The following is a 19,672-nucleotide window of genomic DNA, read 5'->3' as shown; positions in this document are numbered from 1 at the left end:
ACCGCTGACGGGCGGCACGACAATTATTGCGATGCCGCCCGTGAGCGGTGGGGTTTGGGACGGCCTACCCCCGCACCAACCGCTGTAACTCGGCCTGGGCCGCCTCCCGCTCCTGTTCGGCGGCAGCCCCGGTTGCGGCGATCTCGTCGTCGAGCGCCGTCTCCCGATCCTGCAGGGCGACCAGCGCGGTGACGGTCCGCTCCCGTACCCGGCCTTCCTCACCCGCGTCGCCGAGCACCTTGAGCTGCTCGGCCACCCGGGTCTGGCCGGCGTATACGGTTTCGCGTTCGTCCTCGAGCTCGGTGACCTTCTCGTCGCAGCGCCGGGCCAGCTCCCAGTGCTCGAGCACCGAGGACAGTTCGTCGAAGGTGGTGCGGTCGAGCAGTCGCTGCGACAGCCATTCGCCGAGGGCGTGCGACGTGAGATCCAGATAGGCGGTGTACCGCAACAGCACCCGGGATTCAGCGACCTTCACCTCGGTCTTTCCCCGGCCCGTCACCGATACCCGGAACCGGTGATGATCGGCGGTCTCCTCGAACGGCACGAGATACTCGGCCCCCGGCGTCAACACGGTGTCGTAGCCCTTGGGCAGTTCGACGATGACGTCGACCGCAGTCTCGTCGTCGTGTTCCACCCGGATGGTGTGCACCTCGTCGCGGCGCATCTCGGTGATCAGCTCACCCGGATCCAATCGCAACGCGGTATTGACGGTCTGCACCGTCGACGTGCGGCTGCAACGCACCGCGAGGTCGCGGGCGAAGCCGAGCCGCACATGGGTGCCGCGCGTGGTGTACGGCATCATCGACTCACCCGCGTAGCTGTCGTCGTCATAGACGACCGCCGGGCCTTCTTCCAGGACCACGCCGCTGGTGTTGTCGAAGCTGAGCACGATGTCGGGGTTGGGGCCCGATCCGTCCCGCCAGATACGTTCGGTGACAACGTCATCGAGCTCGGCCACCACGAGCGGGACCATTGCCGCGGTACCGCGCTTGAGCGACACCGGAGTTCCGACGCGGTACTCGAAATACTCACCGGCAGCACCGGTTTCGGCCAGCTCTTCGCGTGCGAAGGACCGGGCCATGGCTTTGGCCGCTCCCGCGGGGGCCGGCACGCCGAGCAGGACCTCCGGCAGCGCACCCGTCGGCGGCCCGGCGTCCAGGCTGTCGTATGCCTGCCCGTAGCTGGTGGGTACCGTTCCGCCACGCTCGGACTCCTCGATCACCGTCCGCTCGGCCCAGCGCGCCTGGTACAGGTCGATGTCGAACGACACCGGCTGCCCGGTGGTGAGCGTCAGTTCGATGTCGGTGAGGTCCTCGTCGACCGGATTGTGCACGATCCCCATCGCGATGAGAGTCACCGAATCACCCGACTGCACAAGGCGATACGAGATCCGCCAGACCGGGGCGGCCAGCACGTACGACACGTCGAGACGGTCGGCCCGACCGTTGACCGCCACGCGCACGGTCCGGTTCTCCCCCGCGGTCGCCGCTCGTGAGCGGTCGATGAGATAGGCCAGATCATCGCGGGAGGAGTCGTCGGCGAAGCCGAGGGAACGCACCTGCGCCAGATCGACCAGCCCGATGGCCGCGGAATCGGTGCGGATCGCGAGCAGTCGCTGCACTCCGGTGGTGCCGGTCTCGTTCTCGTCGACCCCGATCACCTCGCCGCGGTGGGTCACCCCGTCAGCGGTCCGCACTTCCACGACCCGGCCGCGCACCGCTGTGAGCAGACCGGGTAGCGCCTCGCCCGGTTCGAGGTACAGGTTGCGGCGGGCCAGTTCGTCGTCGGGATCTGTCGGTGCCTCGTACGCCAGCGCCCCCACCGTCGCATCACCGGAGACAACTCCGACGGACAGCGACTTGAGCACATCGTTCATGTCACCCTTACGGAACGACAGCTCAAAGGGCCCGTCGGCCGGACCACTGCGTTCGAGATAGGCGATCCCATGCTTGAACAACACCAGTCGCGTCACATCAGGTCGGGAGCTCATGTCGTCGATCGTATGCCCCACCCCCGACAATCCTGCCCGCCTCGGCTCCCGCTGGGTGCGCACCGCGCGAGCGCAGGTACAGCGAAGTTGCCACCGCCAGTCGATTTACCACCGTCCCGCCCTTGCAGGATCAGGTGTCCGACACGCGATCTTGCGTGTCATTGGGGAGGAGCGCCGCCCGGACGTTAGTCTTCGGGGATCACCAGTCGACAAGGAAGTGTGGATGGCCCCGCGACTCGCCCAAATTGCGCTCAGGTTGCGGGCAACCCAACCACTGCCCCGACACAACATCGCAGACCTTGGCCCATTCTTCCAAGGCGCGCTCATGGAGTTGCTCGCCCCGGAGTACGCCGAACATCTGCACGCCCTGGCCGTCAATCCCTACAGTCAGCATGTGATCGCCGATGCAACCTCAGAGCAGGCCGCTCCGCTGGTGCGGTGGGTGATCAAGACGCTCGATGACGAGGCCGCCGCGCATATCACTGCGCCATTCACCGGCGGCGCAGTCCAACGCGTGGCGTTGTCCAACCCCGGGATCGTCTTCGGAGTCGAAGATGTCTCGGCGGGTCCTTCACTGACAACAGCCGACCTCAACTCGATCTTCTACTCCGGCTCAGCGTCGAGCCGCTTCCGGGTTGTGTTCCAGACCCCCACATCTTTCCGCACCCAAGGCTCGTACACGTTCTGGCCTGAGCCACGCCTCGTGTTCCAGAGCTTGGCTCTCAAACACGCGGCCGCATTCGACGGTGATCAGCCGGACCAGGAACTGGTCGATGAACTCGGGCGGTCCATCCTCCTGACGTCGTATCGACTTGCGTCCCGACCGTTCAAGGTCGGCGCAACCCGAATCCCCGGTTTCACAGGCTCAGCAGTCTTTTCGGTCCGGGGCGCTCCCACCTTCCGGAACTATGTCGAGATGCTGCTGCGCTTCGGCGAATTCTCCGGCTGCGGCATCAAGAGCTCCATGGGCATGGGCGCGATCGCCGTCGAGGCAATTTTGCGGAAGGATCAGGCCGCGTGAGCACAGCCCTCCCCGCCGGCCTCATCGAAACCGTGCTCGGTTGCCTGCTCCACGACATCGGCAAGCCGGTCCAGCGCGCGCAGCTCGGCTACCGTGGGAAGCACAGCGCGATCGGCCGCGCGTTCTTGAAGAAGGTGTGGCTGGCCGACGCCCGGAACCCGACTGAGTTCGATGATGTAGTCGACGAGCCAGATATTGACGCCCGAGATCGGGCGATCCTGGACGCGGTCAGTTATCACCACGGCGCGGCGCTCAGCGCCGCTGCCGAGCATGGGAGGCTGGCGCCCGACGCCGTCGCCTACATCACCTATATCGCTGACAACATCGCAGCCGGCACCGATCGACGCAAGGCGGCCAGCGACAGCGACGCCGAGGGTACGAGCCAGTGGGAACGTGACACCCCCCTCTACTCAGTCTTCAACCGTTTCGGCGAAGGCACCCAGGCACTTCGGTTCCGACCCGAGTTGCTCGACGACCGTGAGCCGATCAATGTGGCGGTCGACAAGGACTTCGACTTCGACAAGTACCGCTACACCGAGATCACGGAGAAGTTGCGCGAGCAGTTGTCCGGCCTGGAGCGCAGCGAGTCCTATGTCACGAGCCTGCTCAACGTCCTGGAGGCGACGCTCTCCTTCGTGCCCTCCTCCACCGACGCCGCCGAAGTGGTCGACATCTCGCTCTTCGACCACCTGAAGCTCACGGCAGCGTTCGGGAGTTGCATCTGGCATGTGCTCCAGGAGGAGCGGGTCAGCGATTACCGTTCCGCTCTGCTGGACGGGCAGGAGAAGTTCTACGCCACCGATTCCTTCCTGCTGACGACCTTCGATCTCTCCGGCATTCAGGACTTCATCTACACGATTCACTCCGACGGCGCGGCGAAGATGCTGCGGGCACGCTCCTTCTACCTCGAGATTCTCACCGAACATCTCGTCGACGAGTTGCTCTCGCGGGTCGGGCTGACCCGAGCGAACCTCAACTACTCCGGTGGCGGCCACGCCTACCTGCTGCTGCCGAACACAGATGCGGCGCGCAACGCGTTGGCACGCTTCGAGGACGAGGCCAACGACTGGCTGCTGAGCACTTTCGGCCCGCGGCTCTTCCTCGCAACCGGCTCGGCGCCGCTGAGCGCCCAGGATCTCATGCGTCGCAAAGGCGAGTCGCGCGACGCTGCGGCCGGACGCGCAGCACGCTACGCCGACCTCTACCGCAACATGAGTGAGCAGGTGTCGGCGCGCAAGTTGGCGCGGTACGACGCGGGGCAGATCCGTCGCCTTAACGCCGCACACGGCGCGCCTGAGTCCGGCCGTCGCGAATGTAAGGTCTGTCACTCCGTCACCGCCGACATCAACAACCAAGACCTGTGCGGCCTCTGCGACGCCCTCACTTGGGCATCGCCCAAGATTCAGGATGAGCCGTTCCTCGTCATTCGCGACGGCGGGTCCGGTCTCCCGCTCCCCTTCGGCCACGTCCTCGCCTTGAAGGACGCAGCGGGAGCAGCCGCCGCTCTCCAGGACGGCTCCGCCATTCGCGTCTATGCGAAGAACAAGTTCCACACCGGCGAAGCCCAAGGGACTCGGTTATGGATCGGTGACTACTTCAAAGAGCGCGAGTTCTCGCGGTACGCCACCAACGCCGGCGGTATCGATCGCCTCGGCGTGCTGCGCCTCGACGTCGACAACCTCGGCCAGGCGTTCACGCAGGGCTTCGGCAAGCAGGGTGGCGGCGCCTACAACACGATCAGTCGCACCGCGGCCTTCTCTCGGATGCTGTCGATGTTCTTCCGCCAGCACATCAACCACCTCCTTGAACATCCGAAGCAACGCCCCATCACCGGGGGCCGCGAGCGGCCCCGCAACATCACGATCATCTACTCAGGCGGTGACGACCTCTTCGTGGTCGGCTCGTGGGACGACGTTGTCGAGTTCGCCGTCGAACTCCGCGACAGGTTCGCGGAGTATACGCAAGGCAAGCTCACCGTCTCGGCTGGGATTGGAATGTTCCCCGACAAGTACCCGATCTCGGCCATGGCCGCCGAAACGGGTGCGCTGGAGGCTGCCGCCAAGTCCTGGCGGGCGGAGAAGGACGCGGTCGCGCTCTTCGACACCGACCTGACCTTCGGCTGGGAGGAACTTCGCGATGATGTCATCGGCGTCAAGTACGCTCACGTCGCCGACTATTTCAAGGACAACCCTGAGCGCGGCAAGGCGTTCATCTACCGCATGCTCACCTTGATCGATGAGCGTGAGGACCGGATCAGCCACGCCCGATGGGTCTACCTGCTGACCCGAATGCGTGACCTGACCGATGACTCGGCGCGCTTCCAGGGCTTCGCCAATCAACTCCACCAATGGTTCCAGAGCACGAGCGACGCCAAGCAGTTGCGCCTCGCGCTCTACCTCTATGTCTATGCCACCCGCGAGAAGGAGAACGGCTGATGGCCGTCATCGAGAAGGACTATGTCAAACAGGCCGAGCAGGTCATCAGCGCCCTGCCCAAGAACCGACGCGGGGATTTCGAGCTCACCACGACCCAACTTCGGGGGCTGCTGAGTCTGACCGCGCAACTCTTCGACGAGGCGGAGCTGAGCCTCGACTCGGTCCTTCCTCAGCCCTTGCAGGACAAGGTGCAGTACCTCCGCGTCAGGTTCGTCTACCAAGCTGGGCGCGACAAGGCGGTCAAGGACTTCGTGACACGGGCGAAGCTCCTCGACGCACTTCAGGAGATCGGCGACTCCAGGGAGGACCTGTTGCGTTTCTGCCGCTACATGGAGGCCTTGGTCGCCTATAAGAAGTACCTCGACCCGAAGGACAACTGACGATGACGGACAACCAGCGGGCGACCCAGTTCGCCAAACTCGAGATCACCGGGACCTTGGAAGTGCTCACTGGTCTGCACATCGGCACCGGCGGCGGCTTCTCCGCCATCGGCGCGACAGACAAGCCGGTCGTGCGCGACCCCCTCACGAAACTGCCACTGATTCCCGGCACCAGCCTGAAGGGCAAAGTGCGCACCCTGCTTTCGCGGCAGTACGCCGCCGATGAAGGTTCCTTCGCCGACAAGCCCGCCGCTGACCACCCGACGATCAGGCGACTCTTCGGTGACACCGAGGAGTTCATGACAGGGCGGCTGATCTTCCGTGACACCCGCCTCGCCAACAAGGACGAGTTGGTCGCCAAGGGGGCCAAGACGTTGACCGAGATCAAGTTCGAGAACACCATCAACAGGATCACCGCGATCGCGAATCCCCGGCAGATGGAGCGGGTCATCCCAGGCAGTCGCTTCGACTTCTCACTCATCTACGAGGTCTCATTCGGTGCCAAGCGCCAGGGCACCGAGCCCACCCTCCCGTCGTACGAAGAGATCGGCGAGGACTTCGAGACCGTCGTACGCGGCCTGCGCCTGCTCGAGTTGGACTATCTGGGCGGCAGCGGCACCCGAGGCTACGGCCGGGTGAAGTTTCACGATCTCTCGGCCACTGTGCCTGTCGGCAAACTCGGTGACACCCTGTTGGGAAGTCTCAATGACAAGCTCGCGACTTTTTAGGCTCGACTTCGCCGCAGTCCACTTCGGCGACGACGGCCTTGACGCCTCCACCGTGACCTGCGCGGCCGACACTCTTTTTTCAGCGCTCTGCATCCAGGCGCTGCGTGCTGCTGGGTATCAGCTGCTCGATGAATTGGTCGCCGCAGTCACCAGCGGATCGCTGCGGTTCACCGACCTGCTGCCCTATGCCGACGATGTTCTCTTCGCACCGAAACCGATCCTGCGGGTCGCCGGCGATTCAGGCGCGGACGCGAGTGCCGCGAAAAAGGCCGCCAAGCGCTTGACCTTCGTCCCCGTCGGCGAACTCGATGGGTTCCTTGCCGGCCGCGCCGATCTTGATCGGCTCGCACTTCTCCAAGAACGGATCGGCGTCCACGGTCTGGCCGAGCGCGCCGCGATCCACAACGGGAAGGACGACGCCGAGCCTTATCGGGTGGGATTCTTCAGGTTCGAACCCACCGCCGGCCTGTGGTGCCTCGCGCAAGGGTCCGGCTCGGAACTCGACCTGTTCGCGGGTTTGCTGGAAAATCTCTCGGCGCTCGGCGGCGAGCGCTCGAGCGGGTACGGCGGATTCTCCTTCACGGTCACCGACGGCGTTCCGCCCGAATTGCAGACGGTCGCTGACTCCAACAGACCACTCGACGCACAGCGGTGGCTGGCACTCACCACAGCACTCCCCACCGACCCGGAGTTGGAGACCGCTCTTGCCGGTGCCACCTACCGGCTGATTCGCCGCAGCGGTTTCGTGGCTTCCGCAACCTATGCCGACTCGCCGCTGCGCAAGCGCGACATCTACAAGTTCGCCGCTGGGTCACTCTTTGCGCACCGATTCGACGGAGTCGTCGCCGACGTGGGCAACGGTGTCGCTCACCCCGTCCACTCCTACGCGAAGCCGCTGTTCCTCCCACTTCCGGAGGTAGCATGACCACTTACCTGAGGCAGTTCGATCTGACCTTCACCTGTGTCGGACCGGTCTTCATCGGTTCCGGGCAGAAGTACTCCAGCAAGGAGTACGCAGTGGTCGAGGGGAAGTCCCGGTGGGCTTACTTCCCTGACATGGAGAAGTTGTACGCACTGGTCGTCTCACGCGGCCTGGCTGCCTCGTTCGAGCAGTTCGTGCTCAACACAGGTGGTCAAGGACAGCGCGGCACCCGCCTCGGCGATTGGCTCACCCGCAACGGGATCAAGAACACACCTGGATCCCACGGCGGCTATGCGGTCGAGATCGGCCCGCTCCAGAAGAGCAAGCCCCAGCGTGGCCGCGATGGCTCGGTTCCGGCGATGAACGACATCCACGAGTTCATCAAGGATGGCTTCGGAAACCCGTATGTTCCGGGCAGCAGCGTCAAGGGCCTGCTGCGCAGTCTCGTGCTGCAGCATCAACTCCACCGAGTTGTCTCCGGGCGCCCTAACCCACGTCCTGATGAGCGCACCGAGATGGCGCGGCTACGACGAGCCAACCGGCCCGGGCCCAAGCCGGACGACGCAGTCAACGACCTCCTGCAGGCCATTCGCGTCTCGGACTCACCGTCTCTTCCGCTCGCAAGCCTCCAGATCGTCCAGAAAGTTGATCGCCCGCTTGAGGGAGCAGACTCCGGCATGCCCCTCTATCGCGAGGCGCTCAAGCCAGCAACCGCGTTCACGGTCCGCGTCGTGGTGGACACCAGTGTTGAGCAGCACGGTGGCTGGCCAGACGGAGCGCAGTTCCTGACCGACATAGAGCAGGTTGCGGCAGGCGTCAATAAGGCTCGGTACGCTGACTACGCCGCGAAGTACATGGGTGGCGATCCATTTGACGGGCCATACGTCTACCTGGGTGGCGGGGCGGGCTACCGCAGCAAGACGATCGTGACAGACCAGAATCAGATGGCCGCGATCTTGGACAAACAGTTCAACCGGGGAAGCCGTCCAGTGCCCCATAAGGCGAAGACCCAGCAACTCGACGTCTCTCCACTCGCCCTCAAGGTGGCCAAGACCGGCGACAACGAATACGAGGAGATGGGCTTGTGCGAGATCTCCGTCAAGGAGGTCACAGAATGAGCGATCGCATCCTCTTCTCCCCCGTAGGCAGTCGCGACCCGTTCTCTGGCGGCGACGATGGCGCGTTGGTCCACATCGTCCGCCACTACAGGCCGGACGTGGTCGTGCTCTACCTGTCGGAGGAGATGGCGAATAACGAGGCCAAGGACCAACGCTACTCACGCGCCGCGCAGAGCCTCAACCCTAAGGTCTCCGTGCGGAAGATCGAGTCCGCAGTGCCGGACATTCACCGCTCTGACGTCCTGATCCCTGAGTTCCGCAGTATCCTCACCGAGTTGTCGTCGAAGTACCCGCAAGCTGAGTTGCTCCTCAACACGACCTCAGGGACCCCTGCGATGCAGGCCGCTCTGATCGCGCTCAACGCATTTGGCCTGCCGCCGACTCAGGCCATTCAGGTCGCCGACCCGCTCTACGTCAGCAGCGAGAACCGCTGCCTGCCGGTCACCTCGGCAGCTCTTGGCGTACTGCTTCAGCGTGAGAACCTGCGACGTCTCGTGGAGAACTACGAGTACGAAGGCGCAAGGAGTCTCGCGTCTGCCGCGTGTATTCCTGAGTCCGCGCGGTTGCTGGTGATCGGCGCCGCGGAGCGACGCCGCCTTGACCTCAAGGGCGCACAGCCACGATTCCAGGGCAGTCCCTTCACTGTCGATCCTCGGAAGGATCTCAGCGAAGCCGTATCAGCCCTGGAGGTGCTTCGCAAGAAGGGGACCTGGCTCGACTTTGCGCGATCCATCACGCCAATCGTCGATGACTTGGTGAACAAGCGCCTCGGAGTACCGCGGCGTGACCTTCCACGCGAGTTCCCTTCCCGCTTCGGCATGTTGGACGAACGAACACGAAAGGAGTGGCAACCGTTCTTGGACTTCCACCAACGTGTGCGAAACAACGCGGCTCACGAACTCGTCACCCTCGACGACAAACGCATCAAAGACCAGTGCGGCCATTCGCCAACGAAACTCCTCAGCCTGCTTGCGGAGGCAACCCGTGCCGATCTGACTCTCTACGATCAGATCAACGCCGAAATAGTGAGCCAGGTCGATGGTGCACCTCTACATCTCTGACTCCGCGTCCCGCGTGAGTCTGTCTCGGGGCCGGATCATCGTGTGCTCCGATGAAACGGGCGAGACCTCCCATCCGGTGGATACCGTCGATTCGGTCGTCATCTTCGGGCGTCCATCGATGACGACGCCGTTCATCATCGAGATGATCGGTCGCCAGGTCGACATCCAACTCTTCACCACGGACGGCCACTACCAAGGCCGCATCTCCGGACCCGGCACGACATACGCTCCACGGCTGCGTGCACAGGTCCAACGTAGCGACGACCCCGTATTCGCGTTGACGATCGCGAAACGGCTTGTCAGCGCGAAGATCCGCAACCAAATCGCCCTTGTTGAGGCCCATGTTGCCGACAGAGACCGGGTCGACAAGCCCCTTCAAGCAATGCGTCACTCGCTGACGTGGATCGAGCAGGCTGTCTCGATCTCCGAGGCCAACGGCTTCGAAGGCAACGCTGCCAAAGCCTACTTCACCGCGTTGGCCACCCTGGTGCCCAGCGACTTCACCTTCAAGGGCCGCTCGACCCGTCCGCCAAAGGACGCCTTCAACTCGATGATCAGCCTCGGCTATTCCCTGCTCTACAAGAACATGATCGGCGCTGTCGAGAGGCATGGCCTGAACGCCTATATCGGGTTCCTTCACCAAGACAGCCGAAACCACGCGACCTTGGCGAGCGATGTGATGGAGACGTGGCGAGCACCGATCATCGATGACACCGTCCTGCGCCTGTTGTCGGAGGGCGAAGTCAGCCGAGACGACTTCACTCGACGCGATGACACCGGAGCCGTCTACGGCAACCGCGATAACATCCGTTCCATCACCCGAGCCTTCGGTAATCGCATCGCACGCCCCGCCGCCTACCTCGCTGACGACCCACGGCGCTACACATTCCAGTATGCGCTTGACCTTCAACTCCAGAGCCTTGTGCGCGCCATCGAGGAGAGCGACCCTTCTCGCCTGGCTGATGTCGACATCCCCAGAGGTACCGCTACGCCATGACCGCAGCGCGCGAGGAGTACTTCAATCTCCCTCTGGGAGTCGATGAGGCCACGGGGCAGGAGGCCAAGACCTTCGTCCTCGTCATATACGACATCTCCGACAACCGTCGCCGGACACGATTCGCCACGCTATTGTCGGGCTTCGGCTTCCGGGTCCAAGAGTCCGCGTTCGAAGCCACCCTCGCCAAGCGCCACCTGACTCGCCTGCTCGAGCGCGTCGACAGGTTCGCGCGCCCCGAGGACAACATTCGGATCTACAGGATCCGAGGAACAGGGGCAGTCACCTTCTACGGAGCAGGAGCACTGCCCAACGCCGAGGACACAGAGTTCGTATGACGAAACGGACAGCACCTAGTACCACGGCTCGACCAGGAGTACAATAGAGTCGTCAGACCCAAAACCCCGCGAGGGGACGAGAACATCCAGGCCTGATCAATGCGGTGCTCTTCCATGATTGCAGTCGTCAGACCCAAAACCCCGCGAGGGGACGAGAACTGGCCGTGACCTCGTTCGTGACCGACGACTTGTAGGTCGTCAGACCCAAAACCCCGCGAGGGGACGAGAACCTCTGGAAGTGGTCATTGATCAGGATCGGGTTCATGTCGTCAGACCCAAAACCCCGCGAGGGGACGAGAACGGAGTAGTCCCGATGACACCCTCGGGCAGCGTAGCGTCAGGTCGTCAGACCCAAAACCCCGCGAGGGGACGAGAACCCTGCTGGACGTGGTCGAGGATGTGACCGTTGTCGGGTCGTCAGACCCAAAACCCCGCGAGGGGACGAGAACTCAGGAACGTAATGACCGGTGGTGGCGGGCCTGGTCGAGTCGTCAGACCCAAAACCCCGCGAGGGGACGAGAACTTGGCCAGGTTACGCGGACCCGCGTAAATGTTGACCGCTTCGGTCGTCAGACCCAAAACCCCGCGAGGGGACGAGAACTCGCGATTTCCGCGAACGGGACGTACGAGAAGTCGCCGGTCATGTCGTCAGACCCAAAACCCCGCGAGGGGACGAGAACTGGAGGCCGGGTTGCTGATCCAGGATCGTCTCGGCGCGCTGGTCGTCAGACCCAAAACCCCGCGAGGGGACGAGAACTTGCACTCCGGCGGAGTGGTTCCGCACTCGTTCTTCGGGTCGTCAGACCCAAAACCCCGCGAGGGGACGAGAACTTCCCCGTCGCCATCGTCGGACATCTCGTCGTCCTCTTCGTGTCGTCAGACCCAAAACCCCGCGAGGGGACGAGAACCTCGTGGAAGCCATCGGCTCCCGCGTGATGCACCTCGTCGTCAGACCCAAAACCCCGCGAGGGGACGAGAACTACAGAAGAACCGTCCATACCAAAGTGCCCAAGTCACTATGTCGTCAGACCCAAAACCCCGCGAGGGGACGAGAACTCGTCGGGTGCGTGGATGGTGATGTTGACCCAGTCGGTGTCGCCGAGTCGTCAGACCCAAAACCCCGCGAGGGGACGAGAACTTGACTGGGGCTTTGAACAAGCGATTCGACCTCACGTCGTCAGACCCAAAACCCCGCGAGGGGACGAGAACTCGTGACCGCGTACCCGCACAGGAATCCCAGGCCCGAGTCGTCAGACCCAAAACCCCGCGAGGGGACGAGAACTTACAGGCGCTTGCCGACTGTCGCTTATCGGTGTGTCGTCAGACCCAAAACCCCGCGAGGGGACGAGAACGTGGGCTGGCACCGCTGGGACGGGCGCCGCTGGGCAGTCGTCAGACCCAAAACCCCGCGAGGGGACGAGAACTTCTCCACTGCGCGAACGAGAAGAGCCGCCGCGTCGTCAGAGTCGTCAGACCCAAAACCCCGCGAGGGGACGAGAACCGCTTTCCACTTGAGACAAGTGGACGTACGAGAAGTCGCCGGTCATGTCGTCAGACCCAAAACCCCGCGAGGGGACGAGAACACGCCTTGCTTCTCCACTGCGCGAACGAGAAGAGCCGCCGCGTCGTCAGGACGAGAACTTTTGTCGGTGAGCGCGTCCATCCGGGTCGTGAGGTCGTCAGACCCAAAACCCCGCGAGGGGACGAGAACCGGAGAGATGAGAGAGCAGCGGGACCAGCAGAGCTGGGGTCGTCAGACCCAAAACCCCGCGAGGGGACGAGAACCTGAGGGTGCGTCGACGAAGGTCTGTGTCCGTTGGTCGTCAGACCCAAAACCCCGCGAGGGGACGAGAACTTGCGGTGGAACGGCCAGTCGAGGGTGCCCGCGATGGAGTCGTCAGACCCAAAACCCCGCGAGGGGACGAGAACTCAATGCCCAGCTCGGCGGCCATGTCAATGAGGTCGGCGTGTCGTCAGACCCAAAACCCCGCGAGGGGACGAGAACCCTCGATATCGGGAACATTCGCCCACTCGCTCCGGATGTCGTCAGACCCAAAACCCCGCGAGGGGACGAGAACTTGTACTGCTCGCGGGTCAGTGTCTTCGCCGACTTCCCGAGTCGTCAGACCCAAAACCCCGCGAGGGGACGAGAACACGACCGAAGTCGCCAACCCTCAGGATGCGACCGAATAAGTCGTCAGACCCAAAACCCCGCGAGGGGACGAGAACCCCACGTCTTGGTGACGTAAGCCGGTGTCGTGGCCGGTCGTCAGACCCAAAACCCCGCGAGGGGACGAGAACTCGGCGGAGCTCAGGTCGGCGGAGCTCAGGTCGGCGTAGCGGTCGTCAGACCCAAAACCCCGCGAGCGGACGAAAACAGGTCGGGGCTGTCGACGACAGCCACCCTCGACAGCGGAAAACCACCCGCCGGCGGCCGTGAGACTTGTAATCACCGGGAACCGCTGACGGCGACGCGCGGGCTCAGCGTTCGCCGAAGGTCAGCGCGAAATCTCATGACAGGAGACCCCAGCGGCTGATCGCCTCGATCATCAGGACAGGCGCAACACCGAGCGTCTCGGAGCCTTGGACTAAGAGGGGGCCTGCGCTCTCCGCGAGCATCCCTCGTTCACGGAATCGACGGTCCTCGCGCAGAGTGCGCCCGATGTTCCGTGCGGAGACCGCGATATCGCCCGCTCGAAGTGGAAAACGTCGGCCATGGGAGACCCTCTCGAAGTCGCCACAACCTTAGCGGTCGGATACGACAGAGTCCCGGTGGACCAACACCAAGCTCCGGCTCACCGCTTTCGGTCCCGCTCAGGAGATTCGAGTCGGGTGAGCGTAACCGGAACCGATAAGCGGGAACCCTCAGGCCATGGACTGGTTGGAGGCGACGTGTCCTCGCCAGGCGTCGACGGCGTCGACCAGAGGCAGGTCGAGGGCGTCGCAGAGGCCGACGATCGTGCCGAAGCCGGGGCTGGGCATCCGACCGCCTTCTATCTTGCGCAGCGTCTCCGGCGAGATGCCTGCGGCGACGGCGACCGTCCTGGGGTCCCGGTCTCCACGGGCGGTCCGGATGACGGCTCCGAGACGGCGACCCGCCGCAACCTGCTCTGCGGTGAGGGGAACGCGAACCATGGGGCCAGCCTAGCCGGTATTTGTATACCGAACCAGTCGTAGTACAACAATACCGGTATTGTTATACCAGTATCATCGAGCCAGGAGCACGCCGTGACCGAACTGAAGACGCCGCAGGAGATCGACAAAATAGCGGTGACCGGACAGTTCGTCGCGCAGACCCTGGCCACCCTGGGTGCGCAGGCACAGCCGGGGGTGAACCTTCTCGACCTCGAACATCATGCGCGAGAACTTGTTTCGGAGCGTGGTGCCGAGTCGTGTTACTGGGATTACGCGCCGTCGTTCGGCGACGGACCGTTCCGTAACGTGATCTGCCTGTCGGTGAACGACGCTGTGCTGCATGGCAAACCACGCAGCCATGTGCTCGCCGACGGGGACGTGCTCACCCTCGACTTCGCCGTCTCCATCGACGGCTGGGTCGCCGACGCCGCGATCACCGTCATCGCCGGCGACGGCGGTCCCGACCGCGAGGCCAACCAGTGTCTGATCGACTCCACCCGGACCGCCCTCGCCGCCGGTATCGCCGCCGCCGTCCCCGGCGGGCACCTCGGCGATATCTCCGCCGCCATCGGCGCCGTCGCCATCGACTCGGGCTACACGGTGAACACCCAGTTCGGCGGGCACGGCCTGGGCCGCACCATGCACGAGGACCCGCACATCCCCAACCTCGGCGAACGCGGCAAAGGCCTGCCCCTGAAAGCGGGGATGACCCTGGCGATCGAACCGTGGTGGGCGCGCGGCACCAACCGTCTGGTCGTCGACCTCGACGGCTGGACGCTGCGTTCGGCCGACGGGTCGATGACCGCGCACACCGAACACACCATCGCCATCACCGCCGACGGCCCCCGCATCCTCACCGAACCGAACTGAACCGGGCCTACCAGACCATCGGGGCGATGAACTTGCCGACGGTGGCTCGCACCTTTTCCGGCGACCACCGGCCGGTGTCGGACGGCGGTACCTCCATGAACGAGATCACCAGCCGCACATGGATTTCCACCACGTCGTGCAGGTCGTCGGCGGGCATCTGCGCACCGGCCCGGCGCAGTGTGGCCGCGACGCGTTCGGTGGCCAGTTCGATGAACAGCGACGGCATGTGCGCGGTCAGTATCTTCACGTCGCCGTCGACGAGCAGCCGGCGCACGAGTTTGTCCTGTTCGATCAGCGTCGCACCCGCGACAAACGCTTCGACCACCGCCTCCTGCGGCGACAATCCGGCCACCGCCGTGTCGAGATCGCGCATCACCCGTTCGTACTGCCGCTGCGCCACCGCGACGAGCAGTTCCTCCTTGTTGGCGAACCGCCGGTACAGCGTGCTCCGGCTGACCCCGGCCCGTGCGGCGACGGTGTCGACGTTCGCCTTACGCACCCCGGTCTCGGCGAACTCCACCTCCGCGGCGGCCAGGATCATCGATTCCTGGTCCTGCGAACTCAGTGTGTTCCGGGTCTTGCGGCCCGCACTCACGTCCTTCTCACCCACTCCCGTGTCACCTGCACATCTTCACCCGGCCAGCACCGCATGGCACCGGGCGAGTCGGTCCCGCCACCATCGCTCACGAGACGCACCGGCGCGCACCGCATCGGGTATCACCACATCGTCGCCGGTGAACCAGCGCGGCCCGACCACACCACCTGACGGCACGAACGCCGGTGCCACATCCTCGGTGAACAACGATCCGGTCCCCAGCCCACAGGCCATATTCAGTTCGGGCAGTGCCGCGGCCGCGGCCACACCCGCCGCGATACCCACCGCCGAATCCAGGGCGCTCGACACCACCACCGGCAGCCCGATCTGTTCGGCCAGCGTCAGCACCGCCCGCATCCCGCCGAGCGGGGCGATCTTGAGAATCGCGATGTCGGCGGCGTCGGCGGCCACCACCCGCATCGGGTCGTCGGCTTTACGAATCGACTCGTCGGCCGCGATAGGCACATCGACCCGCCTGCGGACCTGCGCCAGCTCCTCGACGGTCCGGCACGGTTGTTCGACGTACTCCACGTCTCCGATCGCCGCGATCGCAGAAACGGCCTCGTCCACCGACCAGCCACCGTTGGCATCGATCCGTACCGCCGGCACCACCTCGCGGGCGGCGGCCACCCGCTCGACGTCGTCGGCCAGGGACTGACCGGGTTCGGCCACCTTCACCTTGGCGGTGGTGGCTCCGGGATAGCGTGCCAGGACCGCGGCGACGTGGTCCGCGGGCACCGCCGGAACGGTCGCGTTCACCGGGATCCGGTCACGCAGCGGCGCGGGCGGTCCGAGATAGGCGGCCTCGATACCGGCCGCCAGCCACGCCGACGACTCGGCGTCGCCGTATTCGGTGAACGGTGCGAACTCACCCCATCCGGCCGGTCCGCGCAGCAGCATCACCTCACGTGCGGTGATGCCCCGGAACCGGGTGCGCATCGGCAGACTCACCACCACCGCCCCGGCCAGGAGTTCGGCGGCCGGGGGCAGCTCGCTCGTCGTCAATCGCACCCGCCCAGTATCGCGCACGTGCCGTGCCGCCCACACTCCGCCGGTCCCCGGCACACCGGCCCATGCCCGGTCAGGACCGCCCGCAGGGCGGCGAATACTTCCGGCCCTGCATGTACTTCGCCCATTCGTCACGGCCGAGCGGATCACCGGGCCGGGCACACTGGCGGGCGATGAGGGCGTCGGGGTCGGGCAACCACGTCCGGACGGTTCCCCCGTCCCCCACCGCCACCAGCATCCGGTCGGCCAGGAAGCGCACGTCGTACACCCCGCCCGGGAACGACCGCAACACCACATCCGGCTCGCGCTTGCCAATCTGCCAGATCCAGACCTCCGAGTTGCCGCTTCCGGCGACGACCCTGGTCCCGTCCTTGCTGAAATCGACCGCGTACACCAGTTCGGCGGTCCCCGACCACTCCGTGATCGGCTTGGGACGGGACGGATCGGAGACGTCGACGACGGCGACGGTGGCCGTCTCCGAGCCCACCGCGAGTTTCCGTCCGTCGGGACTGAACCGGGCCGCCATCGCCATCCCGCCGAACCGGTAGGCCTGCGAGATGACCCTGGGCTTGGCGGGGTCGGTCAGGTCCACCAGTTTGACGGCGCCCGAGACGGTCGCGACGGCCGCCCGGCGCCCGTCCGGGCTGAGCGTCACCAGCACCGCCGGGCCTCCGATATCCACGTTCGCGATCTTGCGCGGCCTGCTGATGTCGGTGGCATCGACGATGCCCATCATCGGCGAGTCCATGCTGCCCGCGATCACCAGCCCCGATGCCTCGTTGTAGTCGATCGAAATGCTGATCGTGTCCTGGGCCTTGACCTGGCTGACGTAGTGCGGCCGGGCGGGATCGGAATAGTCGGCGAAGTTCAGCTCCCCGGACAAACCGCCGACGACCACGACACGGCCCGATCCGCCGGTTGCGAGGATCCCGGACGCTCCGCCGGTGGCGGGCACGGACAGCGGCGGGCCGCTTACCGACAACGCGCCGTCGGCCGCGCGCCACTGGTGGAGTCGGCCCGCGTCAGGTTCCACCGCGAACACCCGGCTGCCATCCGTCGAAGCCGCGACCTGCTGAACAGTTCCCGCGCCGATCCTGGTGGAGGCCCGCGCCAGCGGCCAGTCCAGTATCCGGCCCGATGGATCGACGGTGATCAGGTGCTCACCGGAGAACACCATCGAACGGGCGGGACTGCGCAGCAGCCTGGGCGCCGAATCGGGAGTGGCGACCTCGTAGATGCGCACCGTGTTGTCCGAACTCGCCACCGCCACCCGCGAGCCGTCGCCGCTGAGCCCGAACCCGCTGACGAACGCCGACGACGAACGCCACATCCGCGACTGTTTCGGTTGCCGCGGATCGGTGATGTCGTACATCGCCACACCCTGTAGCCGGAGTCTGGTCACCAGCGATCGTCCGTTGGCGGCGAACGCCAGGCCAGTGGCCAGCTGCAGGTCCGGACCCGGCAGCGTCATTGACGACACCGGGGCGAGGCCGTCGTCGGACACCGCCCACAGGTCGACGCGCTGGTAGTCGGTGCCGGTGGCCAGGAGCCGACCGTCGGGCGAGAAGGCCACCGACCGCGCGTTCTCGCGCAGGACTGCGGGTACCGCGACCTGACGCCAGCGGTTCCCGGCCCTGGCCCAGAACGCGACCGAGTTCGCCTCCGTGACCGCCGCGACATGGTTTCCGTCCGCCGCGACGGTGATCGAGGTCGGTGTACCCCGAACCCCGGGCAGCGACGTTCCCCGGACAGGCCGGCCGGAGTCGGTCAGGTCCCATCCGATGATCCGGTCCTTACCGCCGGAGAGAACCGTGCGGCTGCGCGGTAAGAAGGCGAGAGCCGACGACCTGTCGCCCGAGCCGAACGTACCGGTCCGGGGGTACGCCGCGATCCCGTGCTCGCCGAGCGGCATGATGCGGAAACGGCCGTCGGAGTACGCGGCCAGCATCATCGACCCGTCCGAGGTGGTCGCCGTCGCCATCTCGCGGGCATCGTCGGCGAGCGGTTCGATCCCCGCCGGCACCGGACCGGAGACCAGATCGATCAGCGCCGATCGCGCCTCCCGCGTGGGAGCCTGCCGGTAGGCGACCATCGACAACTGCGCCGCCAGGAACGGGTCGCGGTTGCTCAGCTGGATCGCCTCGGCCGCCAATTGCCGGCTCAGCGATTCGGTGCCGGCCCGTTCGGCGCGGTCGCGCTGGACCGCGGCGTTGATACTCGTCGCGATCGCCAGAACCGCCGCCAGCACCGCGACGAGGCCGAAGATCAGCGCGAACCTCGTCCGGTCACGAAGTTTGCGGGCGCTGCGTTCCTCGGCCTCCACCTGCGCCCTGCGCTTCGCGTCACCGGCGTCGAGGTAGGCGCGGCTGGTCTGGTCGAGAGCCGAATCACCGACCAGCTCGTCGAACATCTGTAGCCGAGCGGGCCCGGGCAGCAGATCATCGATACGGCCGTTGGCATCCCACACCTCACTGACCGAACGCAACCGGCGCACCAGCGACAGACGTTCACGGTCGGTCGCGATCCATTCGGTCAGTCGCGGCCACGCGGTCAGCAGCGCTTCGTGAGTGACCTGGACATCGTCCTGCGACACCGTCAGCAGCCGCGTGGCGGCAAACCGTTCGAGCAGGTCGGCGCGGGGTCCCTCGTCGGCGGCCAGGTCGGCGAGCGGCACCACCCGCCGGGTGACCATGTCCTCGTCGACGTTGACCATCGCCAGCAGCAGTTCCCGGGCGGCAGCCTGCTCGTCGTCGGTCAAGGACCGGTAGACGTCCTCGGCGGTCTTCTCGACGGCCCCCGCGATACGTCCGGTGGCCAGGTAGTCGCGGACCGTCATCCGCCGCCCGTCCGACTCGAGCCAGGTGGCCCGCAATGCGTGCGACAGCAGCGGCAACGCACCCGCGGCCGGTACCCCGGAAGCGGAGCTGACGTCGTCGAGCAGCATCTTCACGAGGTCGTCATCGACGGTCACGCCGGCGGCCTCGGCGGGGGCCCCGGTCACCGCGCCCAGGGGGTCGATTGGCCTCCGCCTCACCAACATTCGTTCCCCCCACGCGCCCCCCCCCTACCAGCCCGCG

General features: G+C 65.4%; 15 protein-coding genes and 2 CRISPR repeat arrays. Of the genes, 10 read left to right on the top strand and 5 right to left on the bottom strand.

The window, feature by feature from the left end:
- Nucleotides 1–64: 64 nt before the first annotated feature.
- Nucleotides 65–1,990 carry a hypothetical protein gene (locus Q0627_RS05130; RefSeq protein ID WP_291011747.1) on the bottom strand — a complete coding sequence of 642 codons (1,926 nt, stop codon included), beginning with the start codon at nt 1,988–1,990 and terminating at the stop codon, nt 65–67.
- A gap of 331 nt (nt 1,991–2,321) precedes the next feature.
- On the opposite strand from Q0627_RS05130, the gene cas6 reads away from it, so the two are divergent.
- Genes cas6 through cas2 form a run of 9 tightly spaced genes read left to right on the top strand, consistent with a single transcriptional unit; the run spans nt 2,322 to nt 10,987 of the window.
- Nucleotides 2,322–3,011 (top strand): CRISPR-associated endoribonuclease Cas6, encoded by a 690-nt coding sequence (cas6, locus tag Q0627_RS05125; RefSeq protein ID WP_298808078.1) that lies wholly within the window; start codon nt 2,322–2,324, stop codon nt 3,009–3,011.
- Entirely contained in the window at nt 3,008–5,446 is a 2,439-nt protein-coding gene (gene cas10 / locus Q0627_RS05120; protein ID WP_291011741.1) for a type III-A CRISPR-associated protein Cas10/Csm1, read from the top strand. Before cas6 ends, cas10 begins: the two co-directional genes overlap by 4 nt.
- Entirely contained in the window at nt 5,446–5,826 is a 381-nt protein-coding gene (csm2, locus tag Q0627_RS05115; protein WP_291011739.1) for a type III-A CRISPR-associated protein Csm2, read from the top strand. The genes cas10 and csm2 overlap by 1 nt, the downstream gene beginning before the upstream one ends.
- A 2-nt stretch (nt 5,827–5,828) precedes the next feature.
- Nucleotides 5,829–6,554: a type III-A CRISPR-associated RAMP protein Csm3 gene (gene csm3 / locus Q0627_RS05110; protein WP_291011736.1), complete on the top strand. Its 726-nt coding sequence runs from the start codon at nt 5,829–5,831 to the stop codon at nt 6,552–6,554.
- Nucleotides 6,532–7,479, top strand: a complete 948-nt coding sequence (gene csm4, locus Q0627_RS05105; protein WP_291011733.1) for a type III-A CRISPR-associated RAMP protein Csm4 — start codon at nt 6,532–6,534, stop codon at nt 7,477–7,479. Before csm3 ends, csm4 begins: the two co-directional genes overlap by 23 nt.
- Nucleotides 7,476–8,594, top strand: coding sequence for a type III-A CRISPR-associated RAMP protein Csm5 (csm5, locus tag Q0627_RS05100; protein WP_291011730.1), 1,119 nt, complete (start codon nt 7,476–7,478; stop codon nt 8,592–8,594). Before csm4 ends, csm5 begins: the two co-directional genes overlap by 4 nt.
- Nucleotides 8,591–9,655 (top strand): type III-A CRISPR-associated CARF protein Csm6, encoded by a 1,065-nt coding sequence (locus Q0627_RS05095; protein ID WP_291011728.1) that lies wholly within the window; start codon nt 8,591–8,593, stop codon nt 9,653–9,655. The genes csm5 and Q0627_RS05095 overlap by 4 nt, the downstream gene beginning before the upstream one ends.
- A complete protein-coding gene (gene cas1, locus Q0627_RS05090) occupies nt 9,633–10,652 on the top strand; it encodes a CRISPR-associated endonuclease Cas1 (protein WP_291011726.1) in 1,020 nt (339 codons plus the stop codon). The genes Q0627_RS05095 and cas1 overlap by 23 nt, the downstream gene beginning before the upstream one ends.
- Nucleotides 10,649–10,987, top strand: coding sequence for a CRISPR-associated endonuclease Cas2 (cas2, locus tag Q0627_RS05085; protein ID WP_291011723.1), 339 nt, complete (start codon nt 10,649–10,651; stop codon nt 10,985–10,987). Before cas1 ends, cas2 begins: the two co-directional genes overlap by 4 nt.
- A 48-nt stretch (nt 10,988–11,035) precedes the next feature.
- Nucleotides 11,036–12,570: a CRISPR direct-repeat array (repeat unit 36 nt; unit sequence GTCGTCAGACCCAAAACCCCGCGAGGGGACGAGAAC).
- A gap of 92 nt (nt 12,571–12,662) precedes the next feature.
- A CRISPR array of direct repeats spans nt 12,663–13,365; the repeat unit is 36 nt; unit sequence GTCGTCAGACCCAAAACCCCGCGAGGGGACGAGAAC.
- A gap of 487 nt (nt 13,366–13,852) precedes the next feature.
- On the opposite strand, the gene Q0627_RS05080 is transcribed toward cas2, so the two are convergent.
- Complete coding sequence (locus tag Q0627_RS05080) at nt 13,853–14,122, bottom strand: helix-turn-helix transcriptional regulator (RefSeq protein ID WP_291011721.1); 270 nt, start codon at nt 14,120–14,122, stop codon at nt 13,853–13,855.
- A gap of 93 nt (nt 14,123–14,215) precedes the next feature.
- Between Q0627_RS05080 and map the strand changes: the two genes are divergently transcribed.
- On the top strand, nt 14,216–14,992 hold the full coding sequence (gene map, locus Q0627_RS05075; protein WP_291011718.1) for a type I methionyl aminopeptidase: 777 nt from the start codon (nt 14,216–14,218) through the stop codon (nt 14,990–14,992).
- A gap of 7 nt (nt 14,993–14,999) precedes the next feature.
- Here map and Q0627_RS05070 read toward each other — a convergent pair whose 3' ends face one another.
- From Q0627_RS05070 to Q0627_RS05060, 3 genes are all read right to left on the bottom strand, one after another.
- Nucleotides 15,000–15,533, bottom strand: a complete 534-nt coding sequence (locus Q0627_RS05070) for a TetR/AcrR family transcriptional regulator (protein ID WP_291011854.1) — start codon at nt 15,531–15,533, stop codon at nt 15,000–15,002.
- Between the two features lie 90 nt (nt 15,534–15,623).
- Nucleotides 15,624–16,592, bottom strand: a complete 969-nt coding sequence (locus Q0627_RS05065; protein ID WP_291011851.1) for an o-succinylbenzoate synthase — start codon at nt 16,590–16,592, stop codon at nt 15,624–15,626.
- Between the two features lie 76 nt (nt 16,593–16,668).
- A complete protein-coding gene (locus Q0627_RS05060) occupies nt 16,669–19,596 on the bottom strand; it encodes a WD40 repeat domain-containing protein (protein WP_298808067.1) in 2,928 nt (975 codons plus the stop codon).
- Nucleotides 19,597–19,672: the final 76 nt, after the last annotated feature.

The sequence above is a fragment of the uncultured Gordonia sp. genome, assembly GCF_937858515.1.
Taxonomy (GTDB): Bacteria; Actinomycetota; Actinomycetes; order Mycobacteriales; family Mycobacteriaceae; genus Gordonia.
This window is presented reverse-complemented; position numbering and strand designations above follow the sequence as displayed.